Here is a 23,459-nt window from a genome sequence, read left to right as displayed (position 1 = left end):
AAATCAGAAGCCTCATTTACCACAGAAATTTTCATCCCAATGAAGGCATTCTTACAAATATCATTATCTTTACTTGGCAGCCTGTTATTAACAGCCTGTAGTGAAGAGATCGATCATGGCAAAATCCGTAATCAAGGCTTCGTATATTGTGGCCAAGGTCACCCGAATACGTTCAATCCGCAGCAAGCTGATAGCGGAATTACCGCCAACGCATTGAGCCGTCAAATCTTCAATACCTTGCTCACCCTAGAGCCTGAAACTCATAAGCCGATTTCAAGCTTGGCGTCTAGCTGGGAAGTTAACGCCGAAGGTACCCAATACACTTTCACTCTGCGCGATGATGTGAGATTTCAAACGACGCCATGGTTTACGCCACACAGAGTGATGGACGCGACAGATGTTAAGTTCAGCTTTGACCGCATCCTCAATAGCCATAATCCATTCCACTATAATGGCCACGGCCGATACCCTTTTTTCGAGGCCATTGATTTCCAATCTTTGATCGAAGAAATTGAAGTTCTTGAGCCACACCTCATTCGCTTTACGTTAACTCGGCCAGACAACAGCTTTTTGCCTAATATATCGACCCCTTATGCGGTGATTCATTCGGCTGAATACGCACGTCAATTACAGCTGATCGACGATAAACAAAACCTTGATAACCGTCCTATCGGTACGGGCCCATTTTATTTGGACGAATATCAAGTCGGTGATTTGATCCGCCTGCGTAAAAACGTTAAATACTGGCAGGGCGAGCCAAAAATGGAACAAGTCGTCTTTGATATTTCCACCCGAGGTACAGGCACTCTCGCAAAATTGCTACGTAACGAGTGCGATGTGTTGTCTTCTCCCGTGTCTAGCCAGTTACCCATCATTTTAGAAACACCAAGTTTAGTCGTTAATGCTAAACCAGCTATGAACGTTGCATTTATTGCTCTTAACACCTCTCATCCGGCACTCAACGATCAGCGAGTACGAAAAGCGCTCAACTTGGCTATCAATCGCCAAGTAATCTTAGATTCCGTCTACTACGGTACTGGCTCGATTGCTTATACTCTGCTGCCACCCACGTCTTGGGCTTACCAAAAAGACAGCATCCAAATTCGATATGACAAAAACTATGCATTGGCATTATTGCGTGAAGCGGGTTTTAAAGACGGGCTCGAATTATCCATGTGGGTACCTTTAGAGCCACAAGCATACAATCCTAGCCCCCGTAAGACGGCTGAGCTAATTCAATCCAGTTTTGCGGATATCGGCGTCAGTCTCAACCTGTTTACCGATGACAGGTTTGCGCGTTCAGAGTTAAGTACGCTCGGTAATGTCGATATGGTGTTAACCGGATGGAACGCCAATACGGGCGATCCAGACAACTTTTTACGTCCTTTGCTTTCTTGCAGCGCTGAACGTGCAGGCTTGAACGTTTCAATGTGGTGTAATTCAGATTTTGATTTCTTGCTAGACCTTTCTCGCGAGACGAATCAACCAAGATACCGAAACAACTTATATCGCCAAGCGCAGAACCTTTTAAATGAGGAAATGCCCGTTATTCCGCTTGCTCATGGTGTTCAATATCAAGCGAACCATAAGTCATTAACTGGGTTTAACATGAGCCCGTTTAATACCAGCTCATTTCACAATGTGGAAAGGGAGAAGTAATGCTCGTTTATATAATTCGACGATTAAATCTGTTCATCATTACTTTGCTTTTCCTTTCGCTCATTGGATACAGCATTTTACGTCTTGACCCGACGTCACCTGCCGCGTTGAGTGACTTTGGTCAAGGTTGGTTTTATTACCTAAGCGATATCAGCCAATTCAATTTTGGTATGAATCAATATGGCGAACCGATTTGGGACGACATTAAAGTCGTCTTTCCTGCGACGTTAGAATTGTGTTTCTTTGCGTTTATAATTGCACTGATCATAGGTCTTCCTCTTGGAACCGTTGCTGGCACAAGGCAAGGTAAGTGGGTAGATACTGTGATTTCATTTATTTCAATGTCTGGCTACTCTGCTCCGCTTTTCTGGGTCGCCCTCATGTTGATCATGTTCTTTTCTCTCGATCTAGGTTGGTTTCCAGTCGCGGGACGATATGACTTACTTTATCAGATTGAGCACGTAACAGGGTTTGCGATCATTGACGCGCTCATTTCCACCAAGCCATTGAAAGCCGAAGCTTTGCAAAGTGTGTTAGAGCACCTGATGTTACCTTGTATCGTTCTAGCATTGGCGCCGACAACGCAGATTATCGTACTAATGAGAGCGTCCGTCGCTGAAGTCATGCAACAAAACTACATTCGTGCGGCAAAAATTAACGGGTTGTCCAAGTATGAGATTGTCATTGAACATGCGATAAGAAATGCGTTACCTCCCATCATTCCTAAGTTTGGAGTTCAACTCTCTAGCATGATTACGTTTGCTGTAATTACAGAGTCGATTTTTAACTGGCCTGGCATAGGAAGATGGCTACTAGATGCGCTTTCCAATCAAGATTATGTGGCAATCCAAGCCGGGGTCATGGTTGTTGCAGTATTCGTATTGATGGCCAATATTCTATCAGACCTGGTAGGGGCTATCGCTAACCCATTGATTAGAAAGGAATGGTATGCTGTCCGATAATATTTACCAAGAAGAGCACATTCCGACACAATTTGAGCGATTTTGGCGCAGCTATCGCAACAATACGCTGGCGATGTTTGGGCTTTGGTGTTTGATCATTTTATTGCTGATTACAATGCTATCCCCTTGGTTGACACCACATGATCCACAACTTCAAACCAGCTTTTTATTGGTACCGCCGTCATGGAATGTTAATGGCACTGTGGAGTACTTTCTCGGTACTGATGATCTTGGCCGAGATATTCTATCTCGACTGATTGAAGGCTCTCGTTTGACGTTGGGCGCATCGATAATCATCACGGTGATCGCCACTGTCGTCGGTGGCTTTATTGGTATTCTTGCGGGTATGACTCGAGGGCTGATCTCCAGTACGCTGAACCACTTGCTAGATACCGTTATGTCGATTCCATCGCTATTGTTAGCCATCATTTTTGTGGCATTTTTAGGGTTTGGTGAGTTCAACGTATTACTGGCGATTTGCCTTGCGTTGGTGCCTCGATTCATTCGGTCAATTTATGTCGCTGTTCACCATGAAATAGAACAAGACTACATCATCGCAGCTCGTCTTGATGGTGCGAATCGCTTCTACTTACTTTGGAATTCAATCTTCCCGAATATATTACCGATATTCGCAGCCGAATTTACCATGGCACTGACCATCGCCATCTTAGACATCACAGCACTTGGATTCTTAGGTTTAGGGGCACAAGCGCCAAGCACTGAGTGGGGAGCAATATTGGGCGACTCTGTTGAACTTATTTACCTCGCACCATGGACTGTTACCCTACCGGGCCTCGTTATTATGTTCACTATTGTTGTTATTAACCTGGTAGGCGAAGGCACTCGACAATCTCTTAACGCAGGGATTGAATAATGCCTCTCTTAGATATTAGACACCTGACCATCGAAATCGACACCCCTCAAGGCATGGTGAAAGCCGTCGATCGCATGAGCTTAACACTCAACGAAGGTGAAATTCGCGGGTTAGTTGGTGAGTCTGGTTCTGGAAAAAGCCTTGTTGCTAAAGCAATTGTCGGCATCACTAAAGACAATATGCGAGTGACCGCAGACAGGCTTCGCCTTGGTTCTATTGACCTTCTTCAGCTTACACCGAAAGAGCGTCGCCGTGTCATCGCCCGCGATATCGCGATGATTTTCCAAGAGCCGTCCTCTTGTCTTGACCCGTCAGAGTGGGTTGGTCATCAATTGGCCGAGTCTATACCTGCCACAACGTTTAAGGGCTTCTGGTGGCAGCGATGGAAGTGGCGTAAAAAGCAAGCCATTGCCCTACTCCATAAAGTGGGCATCAAAGATCACCGTCGAGTTATGCGCGCGTATCCGTACGAGTTGACGGATGGTGAGTGCCAAAAAATCATGATCGCGATGGCCATCGCTACTAAGCCTAAAGTGCTGATTGCCGATGAGCCAACCAATGATTTGGATCCGATCACACAATCTCAGATCCTGCGTTTACTAAGCCGAATGAATCAGCTTAATAACACCACGATTTTATTGATCGGACATGACCTAACAACCATTACCCAATGGGCTACTCGTATTACGGTTATGTACTGTGGACAATCGGTTGAATCGGCGGCAACCAAACAGATTTTAGAAAAACCGAAGCACCCTTATACCGTTGCACTTTTGCATGCTATGCCAGATTTCAGTGAAGGCATTCCTCATAAATCCAAACTGGCGTCCTTACCGGGTTCTATTCCTCCGTTGCAACATTTACCCATCGGCTGTCGTTTGGGGCCAAGATGCCCACACGCCCAGAGGCAATGTGTTGAGACCCCAAATAATAAAAAAATAAAAAGTCATAAATTTAGCTGCCACTTCCCGCTGAATATGGAGAAGAAATCATGAGTGCATTGCTTGAAATAGACAATCTGAGCAAAGACTTTGTCAGCCGATCAGGGCTGTTCCGAAAAACCGTGCAGCAAGCCGTCAAACCGCTAAGCTTTACCCTCGAAGCCGGGCAAACCATCGGATTTATTGGCCAAAATGGCTCCGGAAAATCGACCTTGGCTAAAATGCTGGCCGGCGTAGTAGAGCCGACTTCTGGTGAGATACGGGTAAACGGTGAGTTACTAGAACATGCAGATTACTCTACGCGCTGTAAAGTGATTCGAATGATTTTCCAAGATCCGAACACATCTTTGAATCCTAGAATTCAAATTGGTCGCATTTTAGAAGGCCCGCTAAAACGAAACACCAATATGTCCCCTGAAGCTCGTCGCAACAGAGTGAAAGCCACACTTCAGCGAGTTGGGTTATTACCTGAACATGCGTATTTCTATCCACAAATGCTGGCGACCGGGCAAAAGCAACGTGTTTGCTTAGCGCGAGCTTTGATACTTCAACCATCAATTATCGTCGCAGATGAAGCACTTAACGGCTTAGATATGGCCATGCGTTCTCAGATCATCAATTTGTTCTTAGAATTGCAAGAAGAGATGGGGCTGTCTTTTGTCTACGTATCTCAACATATTGGCATCATCAAACACATTACAGACAAAATCATCGTCATGCATGAAGGCTGCGTTGTGGAAGCGGGTGACACGCAAGAAGTGATTAACAACCCTCGTCATCAAATTACCAGACGGCTCGTCGACAGCCATTTCAATAAAGCACCAACGCATTAATTCACGCTCAGCGAACCGATTAAATAGACCACTAGGATGTATCAAGGATGATATCCAAACTAAAGAACCTCTCGATAACCACACGCACTTTAAAGAAATCAGCATGGGCCTTATGTTTAGGGTTATCGAGCCATTGGGCAAATGCTGCCGAGCCTCGTTGGAAAGACCCAGAAATAGTCGAACAAGTATTTTACCTGGTTGCGTTGCATAACGAATATAGCCAGGGTCAACAAAAAATTCGTAAATGGGCTCAACCTATCCACATTTATCTAGATCACCAAGTTCCTGACGAGGAATTACATACCGATCTCGCTAGAATGCAGATCGAACACCTAACTAAGCTCACTAACCACCCAATAAACTTTGTGGACACCGCAGAACAAGCTAACGTCATATGGCAATACACTCGTCAGTCCAAATGGGAAGAGTCGGTTCGAAGTATGATGGGTGAAAAATCAGTGCAGCACGTAAAAAGTGCACTTTGCATGGCGAACTTTGCTACAAACTCGCGAGATGAATTGGTTAGAGCGAATATTATTATCCCCGTTGACCAAGCCAGAGATCATGGAAAGTTACTCGCATGCGTTGTAGAAGAAGTGACTCAGATAATGGGGCTTCCGAATGATAGCGATCAGGCCTACCCGTCTATTTTTAATGATCACTCACCTGAAGACTTGTTGTCTCCCCTCGATGGATTACTCTTGAAATTGCTTTATGATCCTAGCGTAAAAGCAGGTATGACGCAGGAGGAAGTAACCCCTATTATACAAGAGCTTCTATTGCAGTTTGTGTTTGATGGTACTTTCGACAGAGTCATTTCTGACGTCAATCAAGGCGAGTTACATCAAATGATGGGCTACGGGTACCACTGAGTTCCTTGTAACTCAAAGCTCTTAGCCATAAGACATAAAAAAGCGTTGCTTGAGCAACGCTTTTTTCTATCACTATAACTTGGTTATGCGACGTTATTTAGCTTTGGCTTTCTCACTTCATTGGTCTTCACTTCGCTCATGTCATGGCTAAAGTGGTCAACCTGAATGGCTTTATAACGCAAGGCATCCGCCGCCAGTATTTCGTCAATCTCGTCTTGGTTCAGGATATTCTGCTCGAGTGCTTGCGCTAGTTTATCGACAAGTAGTGCTTTTTTATCGATCTTGCCCTCTTTAATCGCAGCAAAGATTTTACCCTCTAACCCACGAACGCTATACATGGCTAAGAAAGCTTCTTCGATAAGACCGACAGGATCTTTATCTGCCTTACCAACATAACATAAGCTCGTAAGTCGATCACGCTCCGCACCAGGAATCATCAAGCTTTTAGAAATATCTAACGCTAAGTTATCCGATGGTTTTTTATAGTTATTACCAAATGGGAACACCAACACTTTAAGTAAATTTCCTGCCGCTCTGTTCGGGAAGTTAGTAAAAGTCTCTTGAAGTGCTTTCGCTGTGTGGAACAAGCAATGTTGCATCGCATAGTGAACGTAGTTTAGATCACCTTGCTGGCGCCCATCGTCTTCGTATTTCTTAAGTACTGCTGAACCTAGGTACAAATGACTCAGAGCATCACCCAAACGCGCCGAAATCATCTCTTTACGCTTCAGATCACCGCCTAACGTTGCCATAGCGATATCTGAACTCGTCGCCAACGCACGGCTCATACGAGTAAGATCTTGGTAATAACCTTTTGTTGGGCCACTCATGAACGCAGACACAGACTTAGAACCAGTTAACGCTGCACCGAACGCACCAAATGCATTCTTTGTCGCATAACCGATGTGTTTGAACAACAAGCCATCAAACTCTTTCGCGCCTTGTTCTTGATCTGGATTTGCTGCCGCTTGCATTTCTTTAAGTACGAATGGGTGACAACGTGTTGCACCTTGACCAAAGATCATTAAGTTACGAGTAAGGATATTGGCGCCCTCTACCGTGATGGCAACCGGGATACCTGCGTAAGCATTAGCAAGGTAGTTCATAGGCCCGGTTTGAATCGCTCGACCTGCATGGATATCCATTGAGTCGTTCAAAATAGTACGGCCAATTTCCGTCATGTGGTATTTAGCAATCGCAGTAACAATACCTGGTTTTTCTTTTAAATCGAGTGACGTTGTTGTTAAAGTACGCGCCGCTTCTAGAAGGTATGTCATACCGCCAATTCGGCCCATACATTCTGCGACACCCTCAAACTTACCAATCGACATACCAAACTGTTTTCGAACATAAGCATACGCGCCAGTAGTCCGAGCTGTTAAGTGGCCAATTGATGCGCCTAACGCTGGCAATGAAATACCACGACCTGCAGACAGACACTCAACCAACATGCGCCAGCCTTTACCAGCGAAATCTGGACCACCAATGATCCAATCAATTGGAATGAAGACGTCATCGCCACGTGTAGGTCCATTCATAAACGCCAGACCAAGTGGGTCGTGGCGGTCACCTAAGTCAACACCCTCGTGATCTGATGGTACCAACGCACACGTAATGCCAAGATCTTCAGTATCGCCCAGTAGACCCTCTGGATCTTTTAATTTAAACGCTAGGCCAAGTACCGTCGCTACAGGTGCAAGCGTAATGTAGCGTTTGTTCCAGCTCAAACGGATACCCAGAACTTCTTCGCCGTTGTATTCGCCTTTACATACGGTGCCCATATCTGGAATACCTCCTGCATCTGAACCCGCTTCAGGGCCCGTCAATGCAAAACAAGGCACGTCAGTACCATCGGCGAGTCTTGGCAGCCAGTAGTCTTTTTGCTCTTGAGTACCGTAGTGAGACAAAAGCTCACCAGGCCCAAGAGAGTTTGGCACCATTACTGAAACAGCAGCACTCACACTCTTCGTTGCGATACGAGATACGATGGTGGAGTTAGCTAACGATGAAAACGCTCTCCCGCCGTATTCTTTTGAGATAATTAATGAAAGGAAACGTTCTTTACGTAGGTAATCCCATGCTTCAGGAGTGAGATCACGATCTTTGCGAACGATATGGTCATCGTCTAGCATTTCCAGAAATGTCTCTAACTGGTTATCCATGAAAGCTTGCTCTTCTTCCGTAAGCTCTGGTTTTGGATAGCTGTGCAGCTTTTTCCAGTCAGGAGAACCTGCAAATAGCTCTCCGTCCCACCAAACACTTCCCGCTTCCATTGCTTCTTTTTCAGTATTTGATAGCGGCGGCAGTACTTTTTTAAACATCTTAAACGCCGGATCGCTTAGCAACTTCCTTCTTAAACCAATTTGAGAGCTCATAGATACAGTCCTTTTGTTCATTAATCGCGTTATTGTTATTAGTAAGTTGTAGGGTTTACTTTTCTTCTATTTGGCCGCGACTCCCGCCGCCAAATAAGGTATCAGTTGATTGATGATGGCTTCAGAGTCCACCTTTTGATCAAAATCGTTGTAGGCGATGTCTGCCAATGCTCGGCTTGACGCGGTAGTAAATACGCACGTGCCCAATGTAAAGTGCAAACGCCAAAACAGCGTTTGCGGTGTTAGTTCCGGGTTTGCCTTACTGACAGACTCAGTGAACAAGCTTAAAACGTCTGAGTAGCGTGTTGTGATAAACCAACGTAAGTGACCCTGCACGTCTGTATACCCTCGTCCGAGTAATGACATGAATCGACTAGCGCCCTCAGGCCTTACGCCGTTCAAATCAAGCAGTGGTTGCTTTAATGTGGTGAACACTTGCTCCATACAATAGCTGTCTTTTTCATTGAGTCGGTTCAATTCATCTAACAATGCAGGCATGAATGCTTCTAGATAACGGTCGATTACCGCACGTATTAAAGTCTTCTTGTCGCCAAAATGGTAATTGACTGATGCAAGGTTTACATTGGCTTTACTGGTAATTGCTCGTAGTGAAGTATCGTTGAAGCCATGCTCAGCAAATAAACCTTCCGCAACATCGAGAATTTTGTCTTTCGTTCTCATTCGACTTGTCATTTGAATCATCCGTATTAAACAACTGTTTGAAATATACATCGACAACATATTATTAACAAGCATCTAACATCACAGTTTTTAACTTACGCTTGTATGCCCATTAAAATCATAAGAAAAAAAATGAATATAATTTGAGATAAATTGAACTGTATCGAATAACTCCGGTCATAAAGTATGTAGCAAGCAGAGAATTTAGAGTCTCACGGCCGTCAGACTGTATTCACACTGGTTTCGCTACACCACTGCTAATTCATATTTAACTCCTATATTTGTATCCGCCCAAACCTGATTAGTTTGGGCTTTTTTTTGTCCAAAATTTGTGTTGATCCGACTCAACTCATGGAATCTATTTTGTTTGATATTGGTAAAAAAGGCGGAAGGCGGAAGGTGGAAGGCGGAAGGCGGAAGGTAAAAATAGAGAACAGATAAAACTGAGCAAGAACTTCGGGCACAAAAAAACCCGCCTAATTTAGGCGGGTTCATTATTTTAAATCAGGAGATTATGATTCGATCTTCGCAGGCTCTTTTGGTAGAGAGACGTGAAGTAAGAAGTAACCCAATACGGCAGCTGTGGTCGATCCCATCAAGATACCTAAACGAGCGAGCGTATCAAACTCTGCGCTGGTTCCTGTAAAGGCCAGTGAGGAGATGAAGATAGACATGGTGAATCCGATACCACATAAAACGGAAACAGCAAAGATGTGCTTAAAGTTCACGCCTTTAGGCAGCTTAGCGACGCCCATTTTAACGGCTAACCAACTAAAGCTAAAGATTCCAAGTGGCTTACCAACTAATAGACCAAGAGCAATACCTAACGGCAGCATACCCGTAAGGCTAGACATTGAAATGCCTTCTAGCGAGATACCGGCATTTGCAAATGCGAAGATTGGCAAAATAAGGAATGCTACGTATGGGTGAAGTGTATGCTCCATATGTTTCAGCGGAGATCGTTCGCCCGGATTGCCCTTAAGTGGAATAGCAAAACCTATCACAACACCGGCAAGCGTTGCGTGAACACCTGATTTAAGTACGCTGAACCACAAGATGAAACCAATGATCATAAACCAGCGCAGCTTCGTTACGTGCTTCATGTTACAGAAGAACAGTGCCGCGGTTGCCAGGAAGCCGGCTAACAGTGCTGTTGTTGAAAGGTCGCCGCTGTAGAACAGTGCAATAATAACAACAACACCTAGGTCATCGATTATAGCAAGTGCTAATAAGAACACTTTCAAGCTAACTGGTACACGCTTACCAAGCAGCGCCATGATACCAAGAGCAAAAGCAATATCGGTTGCTGCAGGGATTGCCCAACCTTGCATAGCCTGTGGATCACCGCTGTTGAACAGTACATAAACCAATGCTGGTGCTAACATACCACCAACCGCAGCAATAGCTGGGAAGATTGCCGTTTCTTTTGACTTCAATGCACCTTCAAGTAGCTCACGTTTCACTTCTAAGCCGATAAGCAAGAAGAATACAGCCATGAGACCATCATTGATCCAGTGTGAAATAGACATACCAGCTACGTAGGTATGTAAAACTGATGTGTACAATTCATTTAGCGGAGAGTTAGCTACGATCATTGCAATTGCAGCTGCAATAACTAACAGAATACCACCCGCGGATTCTAATTTAAAAAAGTCTTTAATGACATCACTCATGATATCGCCCTTATATCAACCAATTTGGTTTTGTTAATAAAATGCTAACAACTAATAGACAAAAGTTTACACCTACTTTTGGATAAGGAAAAATCGCTTGTTTGGAGTTAACACTTCGGAATTTCCGAGGTAAAATTAATTTTCAAAGCAAAATACCTTATAAATAACCGCTATCAATGAGTGTAGCTATCATCATGATATTTATCATCAACAAAAAAACCAGATGCATCTCTACATCTGGTTTTTTGTCAATTCTAAGTTTAGATCAATAACCGGTCAGCTGCATCAACCCTTTGGCATGATGCGAGCCTGAAGCGTCAATAGGCCCTTCCCAGTATGGAATGGCAAATGGCAGCCACTGTTCTTTTCTCATGACTTCCGTTTCAAGCGCAATTCCGTACTGCGGCACGTTTATGCTCCATTGCAACGGCACTTCTCGGCCATTACTCAGTTTATATAATGACTTAGGAAGCATTTGAATATCTTCTTCGGTAAGAACAAATACATCACCTTTTTTATTCGCCAAAGTCCCGAACGTATAAGCTGGTTGACTCTTATGCCTATATTGATTGACCATCAATGTAGAGCCATTATCAAGACGCAACGAAAACAAATCCCAGCCTTGTTGCCCCTCAGCCAGTAAGCCACTGCCCCACTCTTTGCTTAACCATGCATTCCCTTCAACACGAACCAAACTACCGTCCACCTGAAGCTGACCTTTCACGCGCACAAACGGCGCACCTACACTGAATGAAGCAACAGGCAATAAATCATGCTTTGCTTGATAACCGCGATCGCCATTTAATACGTAAGGGCCTGCGGCATAATTTGCTAAATGAACAGAGAACTCATCGGTTTCAACATCTAAACGGCCTGGAAAAGGCGTTCTGCCTAACGATTGCCAATGCCAATTATCGATCCATATTTTAAATGGCTTTTGCAACATGCCCGCCTGACCAATACCGCCACGTGCAATTCTTTGCTCTTTCCAAATGTTATCTTTCGTCGTAATGACAAGATGAGCGATATAAATTTGTGGGCTTTGCCAGCCTCTCGTTTCCCGCTCATCACTTGCGACTCTGAAGAAACTCCATTGAATTCCATACGCTTCGCCCTCGTCAGAAATCACGTTAGCAAAGTAGTGCCACCACTCATGCTGAAACTCAGGATGCAACCTAAAGTCTTGTGGCAACATCACCGACGTATTAGGCAGCACAGGTTCAAACACCGCATTGTTGGATCCTAGTAACACCGCATTGACTTCATTACGCTCTTCAATTTCTATTTCACCAAAAAAGGATTCATAGAAAACCGCGGCAATACCCAACATGATCATACAAACAATGAGTACTTGAATTATTTTGGAATTAATCAGTGAAGACATTTACAGCGCATCCCTTAAAGACTTCATCGGCGTTCTTCGCAACATATTAAAGACTGGCCATGCTCCTGCGATCATCAACGCACAGAATGACCAAGCAAACGTCGACGCATATTCCCACGGAATCACTTCTAATTGCATTGTCCAGCCAAAAGACTGCTTAAGTACAACATCGATCATCAAATCGGCTAATAGTAACCCTAACGGGATCGCGATAAGGGCGGAACAGATGCCCAAAACAAGTAGTTGCAGTCCACCAGTAAACACCAGCTCTTTACCGGAGACACCGAAACATCTCAATAATGCTATATGCCGTTGCCTTGACAGCTCACCGGCCAATGTTGAGAAAAACAGACCTATCACTGCAATAACAAGAGTGATGTTTCCGAGCGTACCGGCGATGCTAAAGGTACGGTCAAATACGCGCATTGCTTGTTGGTGTATATTATTATTGTCGTATATTCGTTCCGGAGACAGTTTAAATGCATGCTGGAAGCGACGCAGTAAACCAGCGGAACTGATATCATCATGCAAAATAACCCCTAACCCAACATCGCCTTTACCTGAGAAACTATAGAGCCAGTTACGATGTGACAACATGACTTGGTTGTATGGGTTACCGTAATCATAATATATGCCGACCACTTGCCAGTTTCCGGAAGCAGGCTCTGGTAATGAAATATAGTCACCCGCTCTAATATTGAGTTTCAGCGCCATCGATTCACTGACCATTACGCCTTGCGAATGATGTAAGTGGAACCAATAATCTGGGATCGCAACTTTCACCGTCAGTGCTCGCTGCTCTCCATCAGAGTCGCCTATACTCACAAGCTGCAGCGCCCCAACTTCGCTTGGGAGCTCTTTCTCCCAACGCCACCAAACTTCTTTCACTTCTGGTTGTTCCGTAAGCCAACTACCAATGCGAGACGACAAATTGTTTGGAGGAGTAACATAGACATCGGCAGCCAATCTTTGAGTCAGCCATTTATCGGTAGTTTCTCTAAAACTGCCGACCATAGTTTCAACGCCGATATTGGTCGCCAGCGCCAGCATAAATGCCATAGAAGCGACGCCTCGATAGCTCATACTGGCCGCACTGTCAGAAAAGAACCAACGCGCTTTAACCCAAGGCAAAGAGAACGATAAGCCAGTGAAAAGCTTCCAAATCAGAAACGGCATTAATAAACCTGCACTAACTAAAATCAGAGCAATAAGAACAAAACCTGATTCTTGGCTTTGCTCTGTCTGCATGACAGCAACAGCAGCCACACAAAATATGCAAGCAGCTATCGCTTGCCAAGTAAATTCTCGCCCGGCAAAGCGCATAACCGACAGCCTAGAACTTAATCGAATCGGTTGTGTTTTTAGTAGTCGAATGAGAGGGAAACTGCACGCCAACAATGTGCCTAAAATTGCGACGAGAAGGCTTTGTTTGCTCCATTCCCAGTCCCAAGTTAAAGACAAACCGACATTGGCATTGTAAAGATCTTCTAAGCTGGCAGACACAGCTGGTAGCAGTTGATTAGCCAGAAAATACCCTAAAATATTGCCACAGATCCAAGAGACAAAGATCCAAATGACCAATTCAAGTAACAGAGCTGCCGTCAATTGATACACTGACACACCGGTTTGACGTAGGATCCCAACCAATGGCTGTCTTTGTATAAACGACAGTGACATGGCTTGATAGAAAATAAACAAACCAACAAAAAACGCCAGCATTCCCATTGCCGTCAAATTGGTATGAAACGCTAACGTCAAAGAATCCAACTCTGCGTGGGTATTTTGAGACAGCTTCATCCCGTTAGGCAACAAGGTTTTGAGCCTTTCCAATTTTTTCTCAGGCATCTCGCCACAAGCAATCACTTCAAACCCTGGCCGCTTGTTGAGCATTCTCAACAGACCAATATCAGCGATGACCCGGGTGCCTCGTAATAACTGACCTTCATCCACTAACAGCGGGCCAAACAACGAGCCATCTTTTAATTCAATATAATCGCCATTCCTCCAACTAAGGTACTCAGCTAAATCAGTACTGATCATAACCGGGTATGGCGGCTCTTTTAAGCTTAGAGTTTTAATGTCTTTGAGTGTTGACCCCGGCTGAATAGCAAGCATCGCAATAGGGTCGATACCTGTAATCGTAAGCTCAACATCAGAGGCGGTTTCAATTCGGTAACTGTCAAATGGCATACATTGCTGGAAGCCTTCACGGCGCAACTGTACATAAAAGCCCTGAGGGATCTTACTGGCATTTTGAACTGGTCGAATACGATAAGGAAGAGGATTAGTAAACAGCTTTTCACCGGCACTGTAACTTTGCTTAGCATGGTGATTGATGGCCAGTACGCCAACGAGCAAAGAAACGCCTAAAGTCAGACCAAGCCATACAAGCACGATCTGAACAGGGTGACGACGATAGTGGCCTAGTAGCGCTTTAACTACGGGCCATAACATGCAATTGCCCTCCTTGTAGGCGTATAGAGCCTTGCATGTGTTCCGCAACTTTCTGGCTGTGAGTCACCAATAGTAATGTGCATTCTAGCTGGCGTGACAGTGTAGTAAGCAAACGCATTACCGCTTCAGCATTTCGTTCATCTAAGCTGCCTGTCGGCTCATCGGCCAATAGTATTTTCGGCTCCATATACAGAGCCCGAGCAATGGCAGCTCGTTGCTGTTGTCCACCGGAGATCTCTTCTGGATAACGGCCAAGCAAAGGCATTAAATCAAGTGCAGATAAAATCTGACGCCACAAACCTCTGTCTTCTTGCAACCCTTTGAGTTGGCGACAAAAACGAATGTTATCAGCAACATTCAAGGTAGGAAGAAGATTAAACTGTTGAAAAATATGACCTATATTATTACGTCGATAAGCGGTACGCTTCATTTCAGAAGCTTCATGCATAGAGAAATTGGAATACATGATCTGACCAGAATCGACCTGATCGATTCCGGCAATTAAATTGAGTAATGTACTTTTTCCTGAGCCACTTTCACCCATTAACGCTAGTTGCTGACCTTGTTCTAATGTCAATTCAGCGCCCTGCAAGACGGGGTGGAATTCCCCACCATCAACATAACCTTTACAGAGTTCTGACAGGCGTAACATGCATTTACTCACACTTACTAGATAATAATTTGATATGAGAATCTACACTAAAACCCTGTTACTAGGAAGTGATTTGGCATCTAGATCACATTATATGCACAAGGTTTCACCAGTGTAATCGATCAACTTCTAGTTTTCGATAAGATTTCGCATCCACTTCTTGCTTTTAGTTCGATAGATCGAGCCAAACCATTTAATCACCTCTTCTAATAAGAAGAGTACGTAAACCGTTTCGGGAGCGAAGTTTAGGTAAATCGCCGCTATCGCCGCCAAAGGAATTCCAATTACCCACTGTGCAAACACATCTTGGTATAAACAGAATTTAACATCGCCCCCCGCACGTAATACACCGACGATGAGCGCCATTGGCAATGAGCGTAAAACAACACCAACGCATAAGATCAAAATAAATTTATTAGAAAGCTCACGAGTTTCTTCCGTCAGTGCAGAAAATGCATTGAGCACATAAGACTGGCTGAAATACAGCACCAACGCCACACCAATACTAATTAAGAAATTAATGGCGACTAAGCCAATAGCTCGGTAATAGACGGAATCGTATTCTTTAGCACCAAGTTGATTCCCGACTAGCACTGCCGAAGCGTTAGATAATCCAATAAGCAAACTCAATGAAATGGACTCAACTGGCGTCATGACCGCTAGGGCCGCTAATCCTTGAGGGCCGGTTTGCCCCATGATGGCGTGGTACGCGAACAACCCACCAGCCCACGCCAGAAAGTTGAGCGTCGTTGGCAGGGACAGTTTGATAAAGCGGATAACTTTAGTTAAATCACAAGAGCGGCGAATATCTTGTAAACCAAACGCCATCAAGTGCTTTTTGAAATGCAAATACCCAAACAGACAGCCCACTTCAATTAGGCCACTCACGACCGTTGCAATCGCCGCACCTTTGATACCCAGGGCCGGCGCGCCAAAATGACCAAATATCAACACCCAATTAAGGAAGATATTGGATAAAATCCCGATACCACTAAAAAACGTACTCAGCCCTGGTTGGTGCATTGCACGCAGCCCTACCGCCATACTCGCGATACACGCCACGTTAAACATACCAACAGCAGTAATAACGATGTATTCACTGCCCAATTGGTTAATGATTTCAGAGTCGGTCGTCAGCCCCATAATTTGGTTAGGAAGTATTAAGAAACCGATAACTGTTGCAGCAGCTGCTAGCATCGCGATCAGCCAGGTAAGCGCCGTGCTTTCGCGCACACCGTCTCGGTCTCCTGCTCCCCAATATTGAGCGGTCAATAGTGATCCTGCCGTTGTAATACCCACTATCATGATGGTCGTGACAAACATTGCTCGGCTCGCGACACCAACGGCGGAAATTTCAGCCTCACCGAGCTGACCGAGCATCAACACGTCTACCAACCCTCGGCTAGAAAACATGATGCTTTGCAGAGTAATCGGTAATGCGATAGCAAAAAGACGTTTAACGAAGTCGCCTTTGGTATGGTGAAAGACTTGTTGAATTACAGATGTCATTTAAACTCCTTTCCATCCGTGGTGTGAACTTGATGCTCTGTAAACAAGTCTTACCGCAAATATCAAATGTAACTAGCATCATATCAATCAATGGATTAAGGTTCTATAAAGGCTAAAGAAATACTCGGGAATGGAGCAAGATAAAATGACGATAAAACGTGTACTGATTGTTGGCGCTTCTGGATACGTTGGCTCTCAGCTGATCCCATTATTATTGGCGCAAGGATTCCACGTCACTGCCGCGGCGCGCCATATAGATTATTTACACCTACGCACCTCTCCTCACCCAAATTTAACGCTTAGACACCTCGATTTAGCCGACCCAGTAGAGACCGACTTGTGCGTTCAGGACATGGATTGTGCCTTCTTTTTGGTTCACGGGATGGCGAATGGACACGATTTTGTTGAATATGAATTATCGTTAGCCAAGAACTTTCGTGACGCCGTAACTAAAAGTAAGCTCCAACATCTGATCTATCTCAGCGCTATTCAGCCGACAGGCGAAAGTTCCGAGCATATACTAGCAAGAAAAATGACCGGAAAAGTACTCAGAGAGTCTCTTGTGCCCGTTACTGAGCTGAGGGCAGGTATCATCATTGGCCCGGGCTCCGCTGCTTTTGAAATCATGCGAGATTTCGTCTATAACTTACCTATTATTATTGCCCCAAAGTCCATTGAATCGAAAGCAAACCCTATCGCTTTGGAAAATTTGAACGCTTACTTGCTCTTACTGGTCAATGAGATCCCCGCCTCTGACCGAATATTCGAAGTTGGCGGGCCAGATACCCTAACCTATCGCCAACAATTTGAGATAATTTGCCAGGTAACAGGGAAGAATAAAAAAATCATATCTAGTTCTCTACTGACCCCTTACTGGGCATCTCAGTGGTTAGGTTTAATCACATCCGTCCCTTCAAATATAGGCCGAGCGTTGCTTTCAGGGCTAGAGCATGACTACGTTGCGGATATAAACCCCATATCTATGCATTACCCGCAAACATTGATCCCTTACCAACAAGTTGTAGAACAGACCGTAGCGAATGATGGAGAATATATAAAAAGTAATGTCTGGGGCTTTGATCCGGCTGCGCTCACTCGCTGGCAAGCAGGCTTTGGTTACTACCCTAAGCAGACAGGCGCATCCATTGAAACGACATTAACGAAAGAACAGCTATGGGATGTCATTGCTCAACTTGGAAGTAAGAAAGAAGGGTACTTTTTTGCCAATGGGTTATGGCGTACAAGAGAATGGCTGGATATCTTCTTTGGTGGCGGGAAACCAATAAGACGCCGGCCTGTAGATGCCGAACTAAAAACCGGTGATTTCATCGATTCATGGAAAGTCATTCATTGCCAAACTCATCGTTTCATCTCATTGCTTTTCGGCATGAAGGGGCCAGGGTTAGGCCGGCTCGAGTTCACCATTACTGATCACGGAAACACACGTGAGCTGAACGTGACTGCATGGTGGCACCCTAAAGGGTTTGCCGGATTGCTATACTGGTTTGCAATGATGCCTGCCCACTTGTTTATATTCAAAGGAATGGTAAAGGCCATTGTTAAAAAGGCGGATAAGAGCTAAGAGCGAGAGGCGAAATTCTAATTGGCTTGCTTTGACAAGCAACACGGGGGATTTGTGTCTAAACAACAAAAGCTCGCAAAGTGCGAGCTTTTCGAAATATATGGGGTTTAAAAAACCTAAGTCTACGCTTTTTTAGAAAAGCCGATTGGGATTTCCGCTAACTGATTGGCATGGTTATTAGGGAAAACCAAATACTCACCGTGATATTTCACGATAGATTTGTAGTCCGTTACTTTATGCACCAAATAGCCTTGCTCTACCGCCAAACGAACGAACTCCGCATGATTGCCACGAACATACCAACTCATTGGTTTCACAAGCTCTTCGCCACCATCAAAACAGCTGTCACATTGTTCAGCGCACAATACCAGAGAGCTATCTCCCTCTGTTAAGATCTGAACTTTGCCCTTGCCAGTCAGCTCAAACTCGGTAGAAACAGACCAATTTTGTTCATCCATAAAGTCTAGAAATGCATCGATTTCTTTGTCGATAACGGGTTTAACAGGCTGATCGAGCGGTACTAACTGATTGTATAGCGCAGAAATATTTTCAAACGTGGTTTGTAAACCAACGTCAGTACCTTTGCTGCGCCCAGACTTCTGCCAACGAGTGAGGTCAGGAACAATACATCGGTCAAACCTATGACTCTTAAGAGATTTCGTCACCCAACGAACCAAAAAGTGCGTATTACTCGCTGCCGCATTAATTAAACGGCCTTTTTGGTGCTCTGCGGCCATTTCTTCGAGCGCAGAATTCACCGCTTTCTGGATTTCAACGTAGTATGTCGACATTATGCTTTTCTTCCTAACAACCAATAAAACAGCGCTGATAGAAGCGCACATAAACTCATAACAAAAACCATAGGTGCAGCACTATCACTTGGCATCACCGCCACTACTGCCCCAATTATTGAACCGGTACCAAAACGCAACGTACCTGCTAAAGACGACGCCGTACCTGCCATGGTCGGATATCCACTCAATAGTAGCGCCATACTGTTACTGCCAATTGTAGAAATAGTCCCCACAAAAAGCATAACAAATGGAACAATGCCCCACAGCCCTAAATCAAGTACCCAACCTACTACTAACCCAACACCCGCGAGAAGTTGTAAAAACAACCCGAAGCGCAGCATCCAGTGTGAGCCCATTTTTTTGACAATTCGACCATTTAAACTAGTCATGCCAATCAAACAAACCACATTAAGACCGAACAGATAACCAAACTCGTCAGGGCTTACGCCATACAAACCGATGTAGACAAACGCGCCTGCGGTCAAAAAGGCAAACATACCCGCGAACGAGAACGAACTAGACAATATCAGCCCCATCGCAACCGGGTTAGATAACAACTTAAAATAGTTGGTAAAGGTAGAACGCACCCTAAGCGGTTGTCGGTTTTCTTCGGCTAGAGTCTCTGGAATCTTCCACATCACTGCGGCAATAACAACCGCCGAGAAAATGGCAAGCACCCAAAAGATTGAACGCCAACCAAACCAAATGGCTAAGTGGCCGCCGATCATCGGTGCGACTAGCGGTGCAACCGTCATAACCAAGGTCACGAACGACATAGCTCGGGCAAAATCTTCGCGATCGAACATATCTCTAACAACAGCTTGAATGACCACTGCCGCTGCAGCCCCTGCAAAACCTTGCGCAGCACGGATCCAGGTCAATGAATCTATGCCGGTCGTGGTGGCGCTCACCATTGAGGCTATCGCAAATAACACGACGCCAATAATGAGTACAGGCCGCCGTCCATAACTGTCTGCCAGTGGACCATGTAGTAGCTGACCAATGGCAAAACCTGCCGTATAAGCCGTTAAAGTTATTTGCACTTCACCTGCTGTCACACCCAGATCTTTTGCGATCGAGGGCATTGCAGGAAGATACATATCAATAGCGAGTGGTGTTAGGGCACCAATGGCACCCAATACAAAGAACAGTACCCAGCCTAACTGAGGGGGTTGTCGAGTCGGCATAACACTCCTAACAAAAATGAGACGAAAAAAGTGCAGGGTTCAACAAAATAGACCGGCTATTTTTTCCAAACCGAATCGATTTCTTCTTGAGTAAGGTATCGGTATTCGCCCGGTTCCAATGACTCATCCAGTTCAATGGCGCCTATGCGTTCACGATGAAGTTCTTCTACTTTGTTGCCAAGTGCAGCAAACATGCGTTTAACTTGATGGTACTTACCCTCATGGATGGTAAGTAAAACTTGGTGGTCGTCGATTACTTCGAGATGAGCAGGAAGTGTTGGTTCTTTTTCACTTCGCAGTTCAATACCCTGCAGGAACTGATCAACATACTCCGGTTTCACTGGATCAGCAAGCCAAACGCGATACGTTTTTTCACACTTATGCTTAGGAGACGTAATGCGGTGAGACCACTTACCGTCATCCGTAATGAGTACCAAACCTGTCGTATCCACATCTAGACGACCTGCAAAATGTAAATTCTCCATCTTAACTTCGTCTAATAAAGTAAATGCCGTTGGGTTTGAACCGTCTTCATGAGAACAAACAAAGCCATCGGGCTTAAATAACATGATGAATTTTGGCCCTTGCTTAGCAATAACACGCTCTTGCCACTGCACTTCGCATTCATCAGTTACCTGAAATGAACCAGATTTTTTCTTTTCGCCATTTACTGTTACATCACCACTTTTGATGATGCGAGTTGCTTCTCGTCGTGTTGCTCCAAGGGAGTCACATAAAAATTTGTCTAAACGCATGAATACCTCACAATGCTAAGTGCGCTATTATAGAGGGCTTCGTCACATTAGTTGAGCCTTTTCACACTTTTTATGTTTACTCTTCGCCCGTACCAAGCCGATTCTGTTAAAGCGGTGATTCATTACTTCCGAAAAAACAGCACTCCAGCGGTGATTGTTTTGCCCACAGGTGCCGGAAAAAGCCTTGTAATTGCGGAGCTTGCGCGTTTAGCTAAAGGCCGCGTGCTCGTCATGGCTCACGTAAAAGAACTGGTAGAACAAAATCACGCCAAATATGAAAGTTATGACTTAAAAGGCTCGGTATTTTCTGCAGGACTCGGACGAAAAGAAACCGATCAACAAGTTGTGTTTGCATCGGTTCAATCCGTTGTGCGAAATTTGGACTCTTTCGCCAATCAATTTTCTTTACTAGTCATCGATGAATGCCACCGGGTACCAGACGATGAAAAAAGCAGTTATCGCAAAGTCATCAGTCATTTGCAATCAATCAACTCAGGCATCAAAGTATTAGGATTAACCGCTACTCCGTATCGCCTAGGCATGGGATGGATCTATCAATACCACACCAGAGGTATGGTTCGCAGTGAAGAGAAACGCTTCTTTCGAGATTGTATTTTTGAGTTGCCTATTCATTATCTTCTCGATGAAGGCTTCCTAACGCCGGCTAAATTAATTGATGCTCCCGTATTGAGCTACGATTTCTCACAAATCAAACCAACCAACACTGGCCGCTATAAAGAATCCGAAATGGACATGGTGATTGAGCAGTCTAAAAGAGCGACACCGCAAATTGTCGAGCAAATCCTCAATTACGCCAAAGCGTGCAAAGGCATTATGATCTTTGCCGCTACCGTTCGGCACGCTCAAGAGATATTAGGCTTACTACCAGAAACTGAATCAGCGTTAGTGATTGGCGATACGCATACCCTAGAGCGTGATCGCATCATTAATGCCTTTAAAAACCGCGAGATCAAATATCTGGTCAACGTTTCCGTATTAACCACGGGGTTTGACGCACCACACGTCGATTTGATAGCAATTTTACGCCCTACAGAGTCCGTTAGCTTATACCAACAAATAGTCGGCCGTGGCTTACGACTTTCAGACGGTAAGAAAGAGTGTTTAGTTCTGGATTACGCGGGCAACAGCTACGATCTATATCAGCCTGAAGTTGGCAACCCAAAACCAGATAGTGACAGTGAAATCATCACCATTCCCTGCCCTGCCTGTGGCTACAATAATAATTTTTGGGGCAAACTCGATAGCAATGGTTTCCTAATCGAGCACTTTGGACGTAAGTGCCAAGGCTATTTTGAAGATGAAGACGGCGTACGTGAACATTGTAACTACAGGTTCAGAGCTAAGTACTGTAATGAATGCGGCGCAGACAACGACATTGCCGCGCGGATATGCCACGAATGCGACGCTACCTTGGTAGACCCTGACAAGAAACTCAAAGAAGCATTAAACCTAAAAGATGCATTAGTCTTTGAATGCACCGATATGGTGTTAAGCGTTTTTAAAGACGATAAAAGTAAAACCCAATTAAAAGTGACCTATAAAGGCGATAACGACGCGCAAGTGCATCAATTTTGGTCACTCACCACCAAAAAGCAAAAACAAAGTTTCTTAAATCAATTTGTTCGCCCTCACCTTGCCGACAAACACCGACCATTTGACGCAACAAGCCCAACGAAAGTCGTCAACAACCAACATCGATTTCGGCTGCCTCAATTTGTTATCGCCAGAAAAGTCGGTCGATTTTGGAAAATGCGCGATAAAATTTTTGACGATGAGCTAAATTAACCGCTGATTCACTTTATATTCATACAAGCTTGATTATAATTTTTAAAACATTAAGCCTTATAGGTAACTGCATGTTTCGCAAATCAATTATAACAGCACTATCGATAGGTGCTTTAGGGCTCGGCCTATCTGGATCCGTTTTAGCTCAATCTGACGCTGAAAAGCTTGTGGTCGATGTTCCAGCTAACGGAACTCGCATTGAAATAGATGAAGACCAAGACGAAGTGTATGAAGCAGTGAAAGATGGAAAGATTCAGCCATTTTCAGCACTGTATGCCACCATCGGTGCACAACTCAACGGCCGAGTCATAAAAGTCGAACTCGAAGAAGACGATGATGAGTGGGTTTACGAACTGAAACTCATGCATGAAGATAGCGTCATACGAGCTGAATACAACGCGACCACATTAGAGTTAATGGAATTGCGTGGCCGTAACCTAAACAGCGTCATTAAGAAATAACGGTA

The 23,459-nt window shown here is 44.6% G+C and carries 19 protein-coding genes; 9 read left to right on the top strand and 10 right to left on the bottom strand.

Annotated features, from left to right (window positions below; genetic code table 11):
* Positions 1 to 39 precede the first annotated feature (39 nt).
* From sapA to QWZ04_RS19425, 6 genes are read left to right on the top strand one after another with little or no spacing between them, the layout of a single operon-like run.
* Positions 40 to 1,659, top strand: coding sequence for an ABC transporter substrate-binding protein SapA (gene sapA, locus QWZ04_RS19450; protein WP_290330007.1), 1,620 nt, complete (start codon positions 40 to 42; stop codon positions 1,657 to 1,659).
* Positions 1,659 to 2,621 carry an ABC transporter permease gene (locus tag QWZ04_RS19445; RefSeq protein ID WP_290329902.1) on the top strand — a complete coding sequence of 321 codons (963 nt, stop codon included), beginning with the start codon at positions 1,659 to 1,661 and terminating at the stop codon, positions 2,619 to 2,621. The genes sapA and QWZ04_RS19445 overlap by 1 nt, the downstream gene beginning before the upstream one ends.
* Complete coding sequence (locus QWZ04_RS19440; protein WP_290329900.1) at positions 2,608 to 3,495, top strand: ABC transporter permease subunit; 888 nt, start codon at positions 2,608 to 2,610, stop codon at positions 3,493 to 3,495. The genes QWZ04_RS19445 and QWZ04_RS19440 overlap by 14 nt, the downstream gene beginning before the upstream one ends.
* On the top strand, positions 3,495 to 4,490 hold the full coding sequence (locus tag QWZ04_RS19435) for a peptide ABC transporter ATP-binding protein (RefSeq protein WP_290329899.1): 996 nt from the start codon (positions 3,495 to 3,497) through the stop codon (positions 4,488 to 4,490). The genes QWZ04_RS19440 and QWZ04_RS19435 overlap by 1 nt, the downstream gene beginning before the upstream one ends.
* Positions 4,487 to 5,269, top strand: a complete 783-nt coding sequence (locus tag QWZ04_RS19430; protein ID WP_290329898.1) for a peptide ABC transporter ATP-binding protein — start codon at positions 4,487 to 4,489, stop codon at positions 5,267 to 5,269. Before QWZ04_RS19435 ends, QWZ04_RS19430 begins: the two co-directional genes overlap by 4 nt.
* Before the next feature lie 47 nt (positions 5,270 to 5,316).
* On the top strand, positions 5,317 to 6,141 hold the full coding sequence (locus tag QWZ04_RS19425) for a DUF2927 domain-containing protein (RefSeq protein WP_290329897.1): 825 nt from the start codon (positions 5,317 to 5,319) through the stop codon (positions 6,139 to 6,141).
* 83 nt (positions 6,142 to 6,224) lie between these two features.
* Here QWZ04_RS19425 and QWZ04_RS19420 read toward each other — a convergent pair whose 3' ends face one another.
* From QWZ04_RS19420 to QWZ04_RS19390, 7 genes are all read right to left on the bottom strand, one after another.
* A complete protein-coding gene (locus QWZ04_RS19420) occupies positions 6,225 to 8,516 on the bottom strand; it encodes an acyl-CoA dehydrogenase (RefSeq protein ID WP_290329896.1) in 2,292 nt (763 codons plus the stop codon).
* Positions 8,517 to 8,582: 66 nt separating this feature from the next.
* Complete coding sequence (gene psrA / locus QWZ04_RS19415) at positions 8,583 to 9,209, bottom strand: TetR family transcriptional repressor PsrA (protein ID WP_435433634.1); 627 nt, start codon at positions 9,207 to 9,209, stop codon at positions 8,583 to 8,585.
* 500 nt (positions 9,210 to 9,709) lie between these two features.
* The gene (nhaA, locus tag QWZ04_RS19410) at positions 9,710 to 10,870 is read right to left on the bottom strand and encodes a Na+/H+ antiporter NhaA (protein ID WP_290329894.1); all 1,161 of its coding nucleotides are present in this window, start codon (positions 10,868 to 10,870) and stop codon (positions 9,710 to 9,712) included.
* Between the two features lie 265 nt (positions 10,871 to 11,135).
* Positions 11,136 to 12,254 carry a lipocalin-like domain-containing protein gene (locus tag QWZ04_RS19405; protein WP_290329893.1) on the bottom strand — a complete coding sequence of 373 codons (1,119 nt, stop codon included), beginning with the start codon at positions 12,252 to 12,254 and terminating at the stop codon, positions 11,136 to 11,138.
* A complete protein-coding gene (locus tag QWZ04_RS19400) occupies positions 12,255 to 14,708 on the bottom strand; it encodes an ABC transporter permease (RefSeq protein WP_290329892.1) in 2,454 nt (817 codons plus the stop codon).
* Entirely contained in the window at positions 14,689 to 15,360 is a 672-nt protein-coding gene (locus QWZ04_RS19395; RefSeq protein WP_290329891.1) for an ABC transporter ATP-binding protein, read from the bottom strand. The genes QWZ04_RS19400 and QWZ04_RS19395 overlap by 20 nt, the downstream gene beginning before the upstream one ends.
* Positions 15,361 to 15,489: 129 nt before the next feature.
* The gene (locus QWZ04_RS19390; protein WP_290329890.1) at positions 15,490 to 16,869 is read right to left on the bottom strand and encodes an MATE family efflux transporter; all 1,380 of its coding nucleotides are present in this window, start codon (positions 16,867 to 16,869) and stop codon (positions 15,490 to 15,492) included.
* A 151-nt stretch (positions 16,870 to 17,020) separates the two neighbouring features.
* On the opposite strand from QWZ04_RS19390, the gene QWZ04_RS19385 reads away from it, so the two are divergent.
* Positions 17,021 to 18,451, top strand: a complete 1,431-nt coding sequence (locus QWZ04_RS19385; RefSeq protein WP_290330006.1) for a DUF2867 domain-containing protein — start codon at positions 17,021 to 17,023, stop codon at positions 18,449 to 18,451.
* Positions 18,452 to 18,573: 122 nt separating this feature from the next.
* Here the strand turns inward: QWZ04_RS19385 and QWZ04_RS19380 are convergent, their stop codons facing one another.
* Genes QWZ04_RS19380 through rsuA form a run of 3 tightly spaced genes read right to left on the bottom strand, consistent with a single transcriptional unit; the run spans position 18,574 to position 21,187 of the window.
* A complete protein-coding gene (locus QWZ04_RS19380; RefSeq protein ID WP_290329889.1) occupies positions 18,574 to 19,242 on the bottom strand; it encodes a DUF2913 family protein in 669 nt (222 codons plus the stop codon).
* Positions 19,242 to 20,432 (bottom strand): Bcr/CflA family multidrug efflux MFS transporter, encoded by a 1,191-nt coding sequence (locus QWZ04_RS19375; protein ID WP_290329888.1) that lies wholly within the window; start codon positions 20,430 to 20,432, stop codon positions 19,242 to 19,244. Before QWZ04_RS19375 ends, QWZ04_RS19380 begins: the two co-directional genes overlap by 1 nt.
* A 56-nt stretch (positions 20,433 to 20,488) precedes the next feature.
* A complete protein-coding gene (gene rsuA, locus QWZ04_RS19370; protein WP_290329887.1) occupies positions 20,489 to 21,187 on the bottom strand; it encodes a 16S rRNA pseudouridine(516) synthase RsuA in 699 nt (232 codons plus the stop codon).
* A 72-nt stretch (positions 21,188 to 21,259) separates the two neighbouring features.
* On the opposite strand from rsuA, the gene radD reads away from it, so the two are divergent.
* On the top strand, positions 21,260 to 22,993 hold the full coding sequence (gene radD / locus QWZ04_RS19365) for a DNA repair helicase RadD (RefSeq protein WP_290329886.1): 1,734 nt from the start codon (positions 21,260 to 21,262) through the stop codon (positions 22,991 to 22,993).
* Positions 22,994 to 23,064: 71 nt separating this feature from the next.
* The gene (locus tag QWZ04_RS19360) at positions 23,065 to 23,454 is read left to right on the top strand and encodes a PepSY domain-containing protein (protein WP_290329885.1); all 390 of its coding nucleotides are present in this window, start codon (positions 23,065 to 23,067) and stop codon (positions 23,452 to 23,454) included.
* The last annotated feature ends 5 nt before the right edge of the window (positions 23,455 to 23,459 follow it).

Origin of the sequence: Vibrio tapetis subsp. quintayensis, assembly GCF_030409945.1 — a bacterium.
Lineage (GTDB): Bacteria > Pseudomonadota > Gammaproteobacteria > Enterobacterales > Vibrionaceae > Vibrio > Vibrio quintayensis.
This window is presented reverse-complemented; position numbering and strand designations above follow the sequence as displayed.

What these genes read in the sequence shown, in the direction of transcription:
- sapA (WP_290330007.1), top strand. Translation starts at nt 40, where the DNA reads ATGAAGGCATTCTTACAAATATCATTATCTTTACTTGGCAGCCTGTTA.
- QWZ04_RS19445 (WP_290329902.1), top strand. Translation starts at nt 1,659, where the DNA reads ATGCTCGTTTATATAATTCGACGATTAAATCTGTTCATCATTACTTTG.
- QWZ04_RS19440 (WP_290329900.1), top strand. Translation starts at nt 2,608, where the DNA reads ATGCTGTCCGATAATATTTACCAAGAAGAGCACATTCCGACACAATTT.
- QWZ04_RS19435 (WP_290329899.1), top strand. Translation starts at nt 3,495, where the DNA reads ATGCCTCTCTTAGATATTAGACACCTGACCATCGAAATCGACACCCCT.
- QWZ04_RS19430 (WP_290329898.1), top strand. Translation starts at nt 4,487, where the DNA reads ATGAGTGCATTGCTTGAAATAGACAATCTGAGCAAAGACTTTGTCAGC.
- QWZ04_RS19425 (WP_290329897.1), top strand. Translation starts at nt 5,317, where the DNA reads ATGATATCCAAACTAAAGAACCTCTCGATAACCACACGCACTTTAAAG.
- QWZ04_RS19420 (WP_290329896.1), bottom strand. Translation starts at nt 8,516, where the DNA reads ATGAGCTCTCAAATTGGTTTAAGAAGGAAGTTGCTAAGCGATCCGGCG.
- psrA (WP_435433634.1), bottom strand. Translation starts at nt 9,209, where the DNA reads ATGACAAGTCGAATGAGAACGAAAGACAAAATTCTCGATGTTGCGGAA.
- nhaA (WP_290329894.1), bottom strand. Translation starts at nt 10,870, where the DNA reads ATGAGTGATGTCATTAAAGACTTTTTTAAATTAGAATCCGCGGGTGGT.
- QWZ04_RS19405 (WP_290329893.1), bottom strand. Translation starts at nt 12,254, where the DNA reads ATGTCTTCACTGATTAATTCCAAAATAATTCAAGTACTCATTGTTTGT.
- QWZ04_RS19400 (WP_290329892.1), bottom strand. Translation starts at nt 14,708, where the DNA reads ATGTTATGGCCCGTAGTTAAAGCGCTACTAGGCCACTATCGTCGTCAC.
- QWZ04_RS19395 (WP_290329891.1), bottom strand. Translation starts at nt 15,360, where the DNA reads ATGTTACGCCTGTCAGAACTCTGTAAAGGTTATGTTGATGGTGGGGAA.
- QWZ04_RS19390 (WP_290329890.1), bottom strand. Translation starts at nt 16,869, where the DNA reads ATGACATCTGTAATTCAACAAGTCTTTCACCATACCAAAGGCGACTTC.
- QWZ04_RS19380 (WP_290329889.1), bottom strand. Translation starts at nt 19,242, where the DNA reads ATGTCGACATACTACGTTGAAATCCAGAAAGCGGTGAATTCTGCGCTC.
- QWZ04_RS19375 (WP_290329888.1), bottom strand. Translation starts at nt 20,432, where the DNA reads ATGCCGACTCGACAACCCCCTCAGTTAGGCTGGGTACTGTTCTTTGTA.
- rsuA (WP_290329887.1), bottom strand. Translation starts at nt 21,187, where the DNA reads ATGCGTTTAGACAAATTTTTATGTGACTCCCTTGGAGCAACACGACGA.
- radD (WP_290329886.1), top strand. Translation starts at nt 21,260, where the DNA reads ATGTTTACTCTTCGCCCGTACCAAGCCGATTCTGTTAAAGCGGTGATT.
- QWZ04_RS19360 (WP_290329885.1), top strand. Translation starts at nt 23,065, where the DNA reads ATGTTTCGCAAATCAATTATAACAGCACTATCGATAGGTGCTTTAGGG.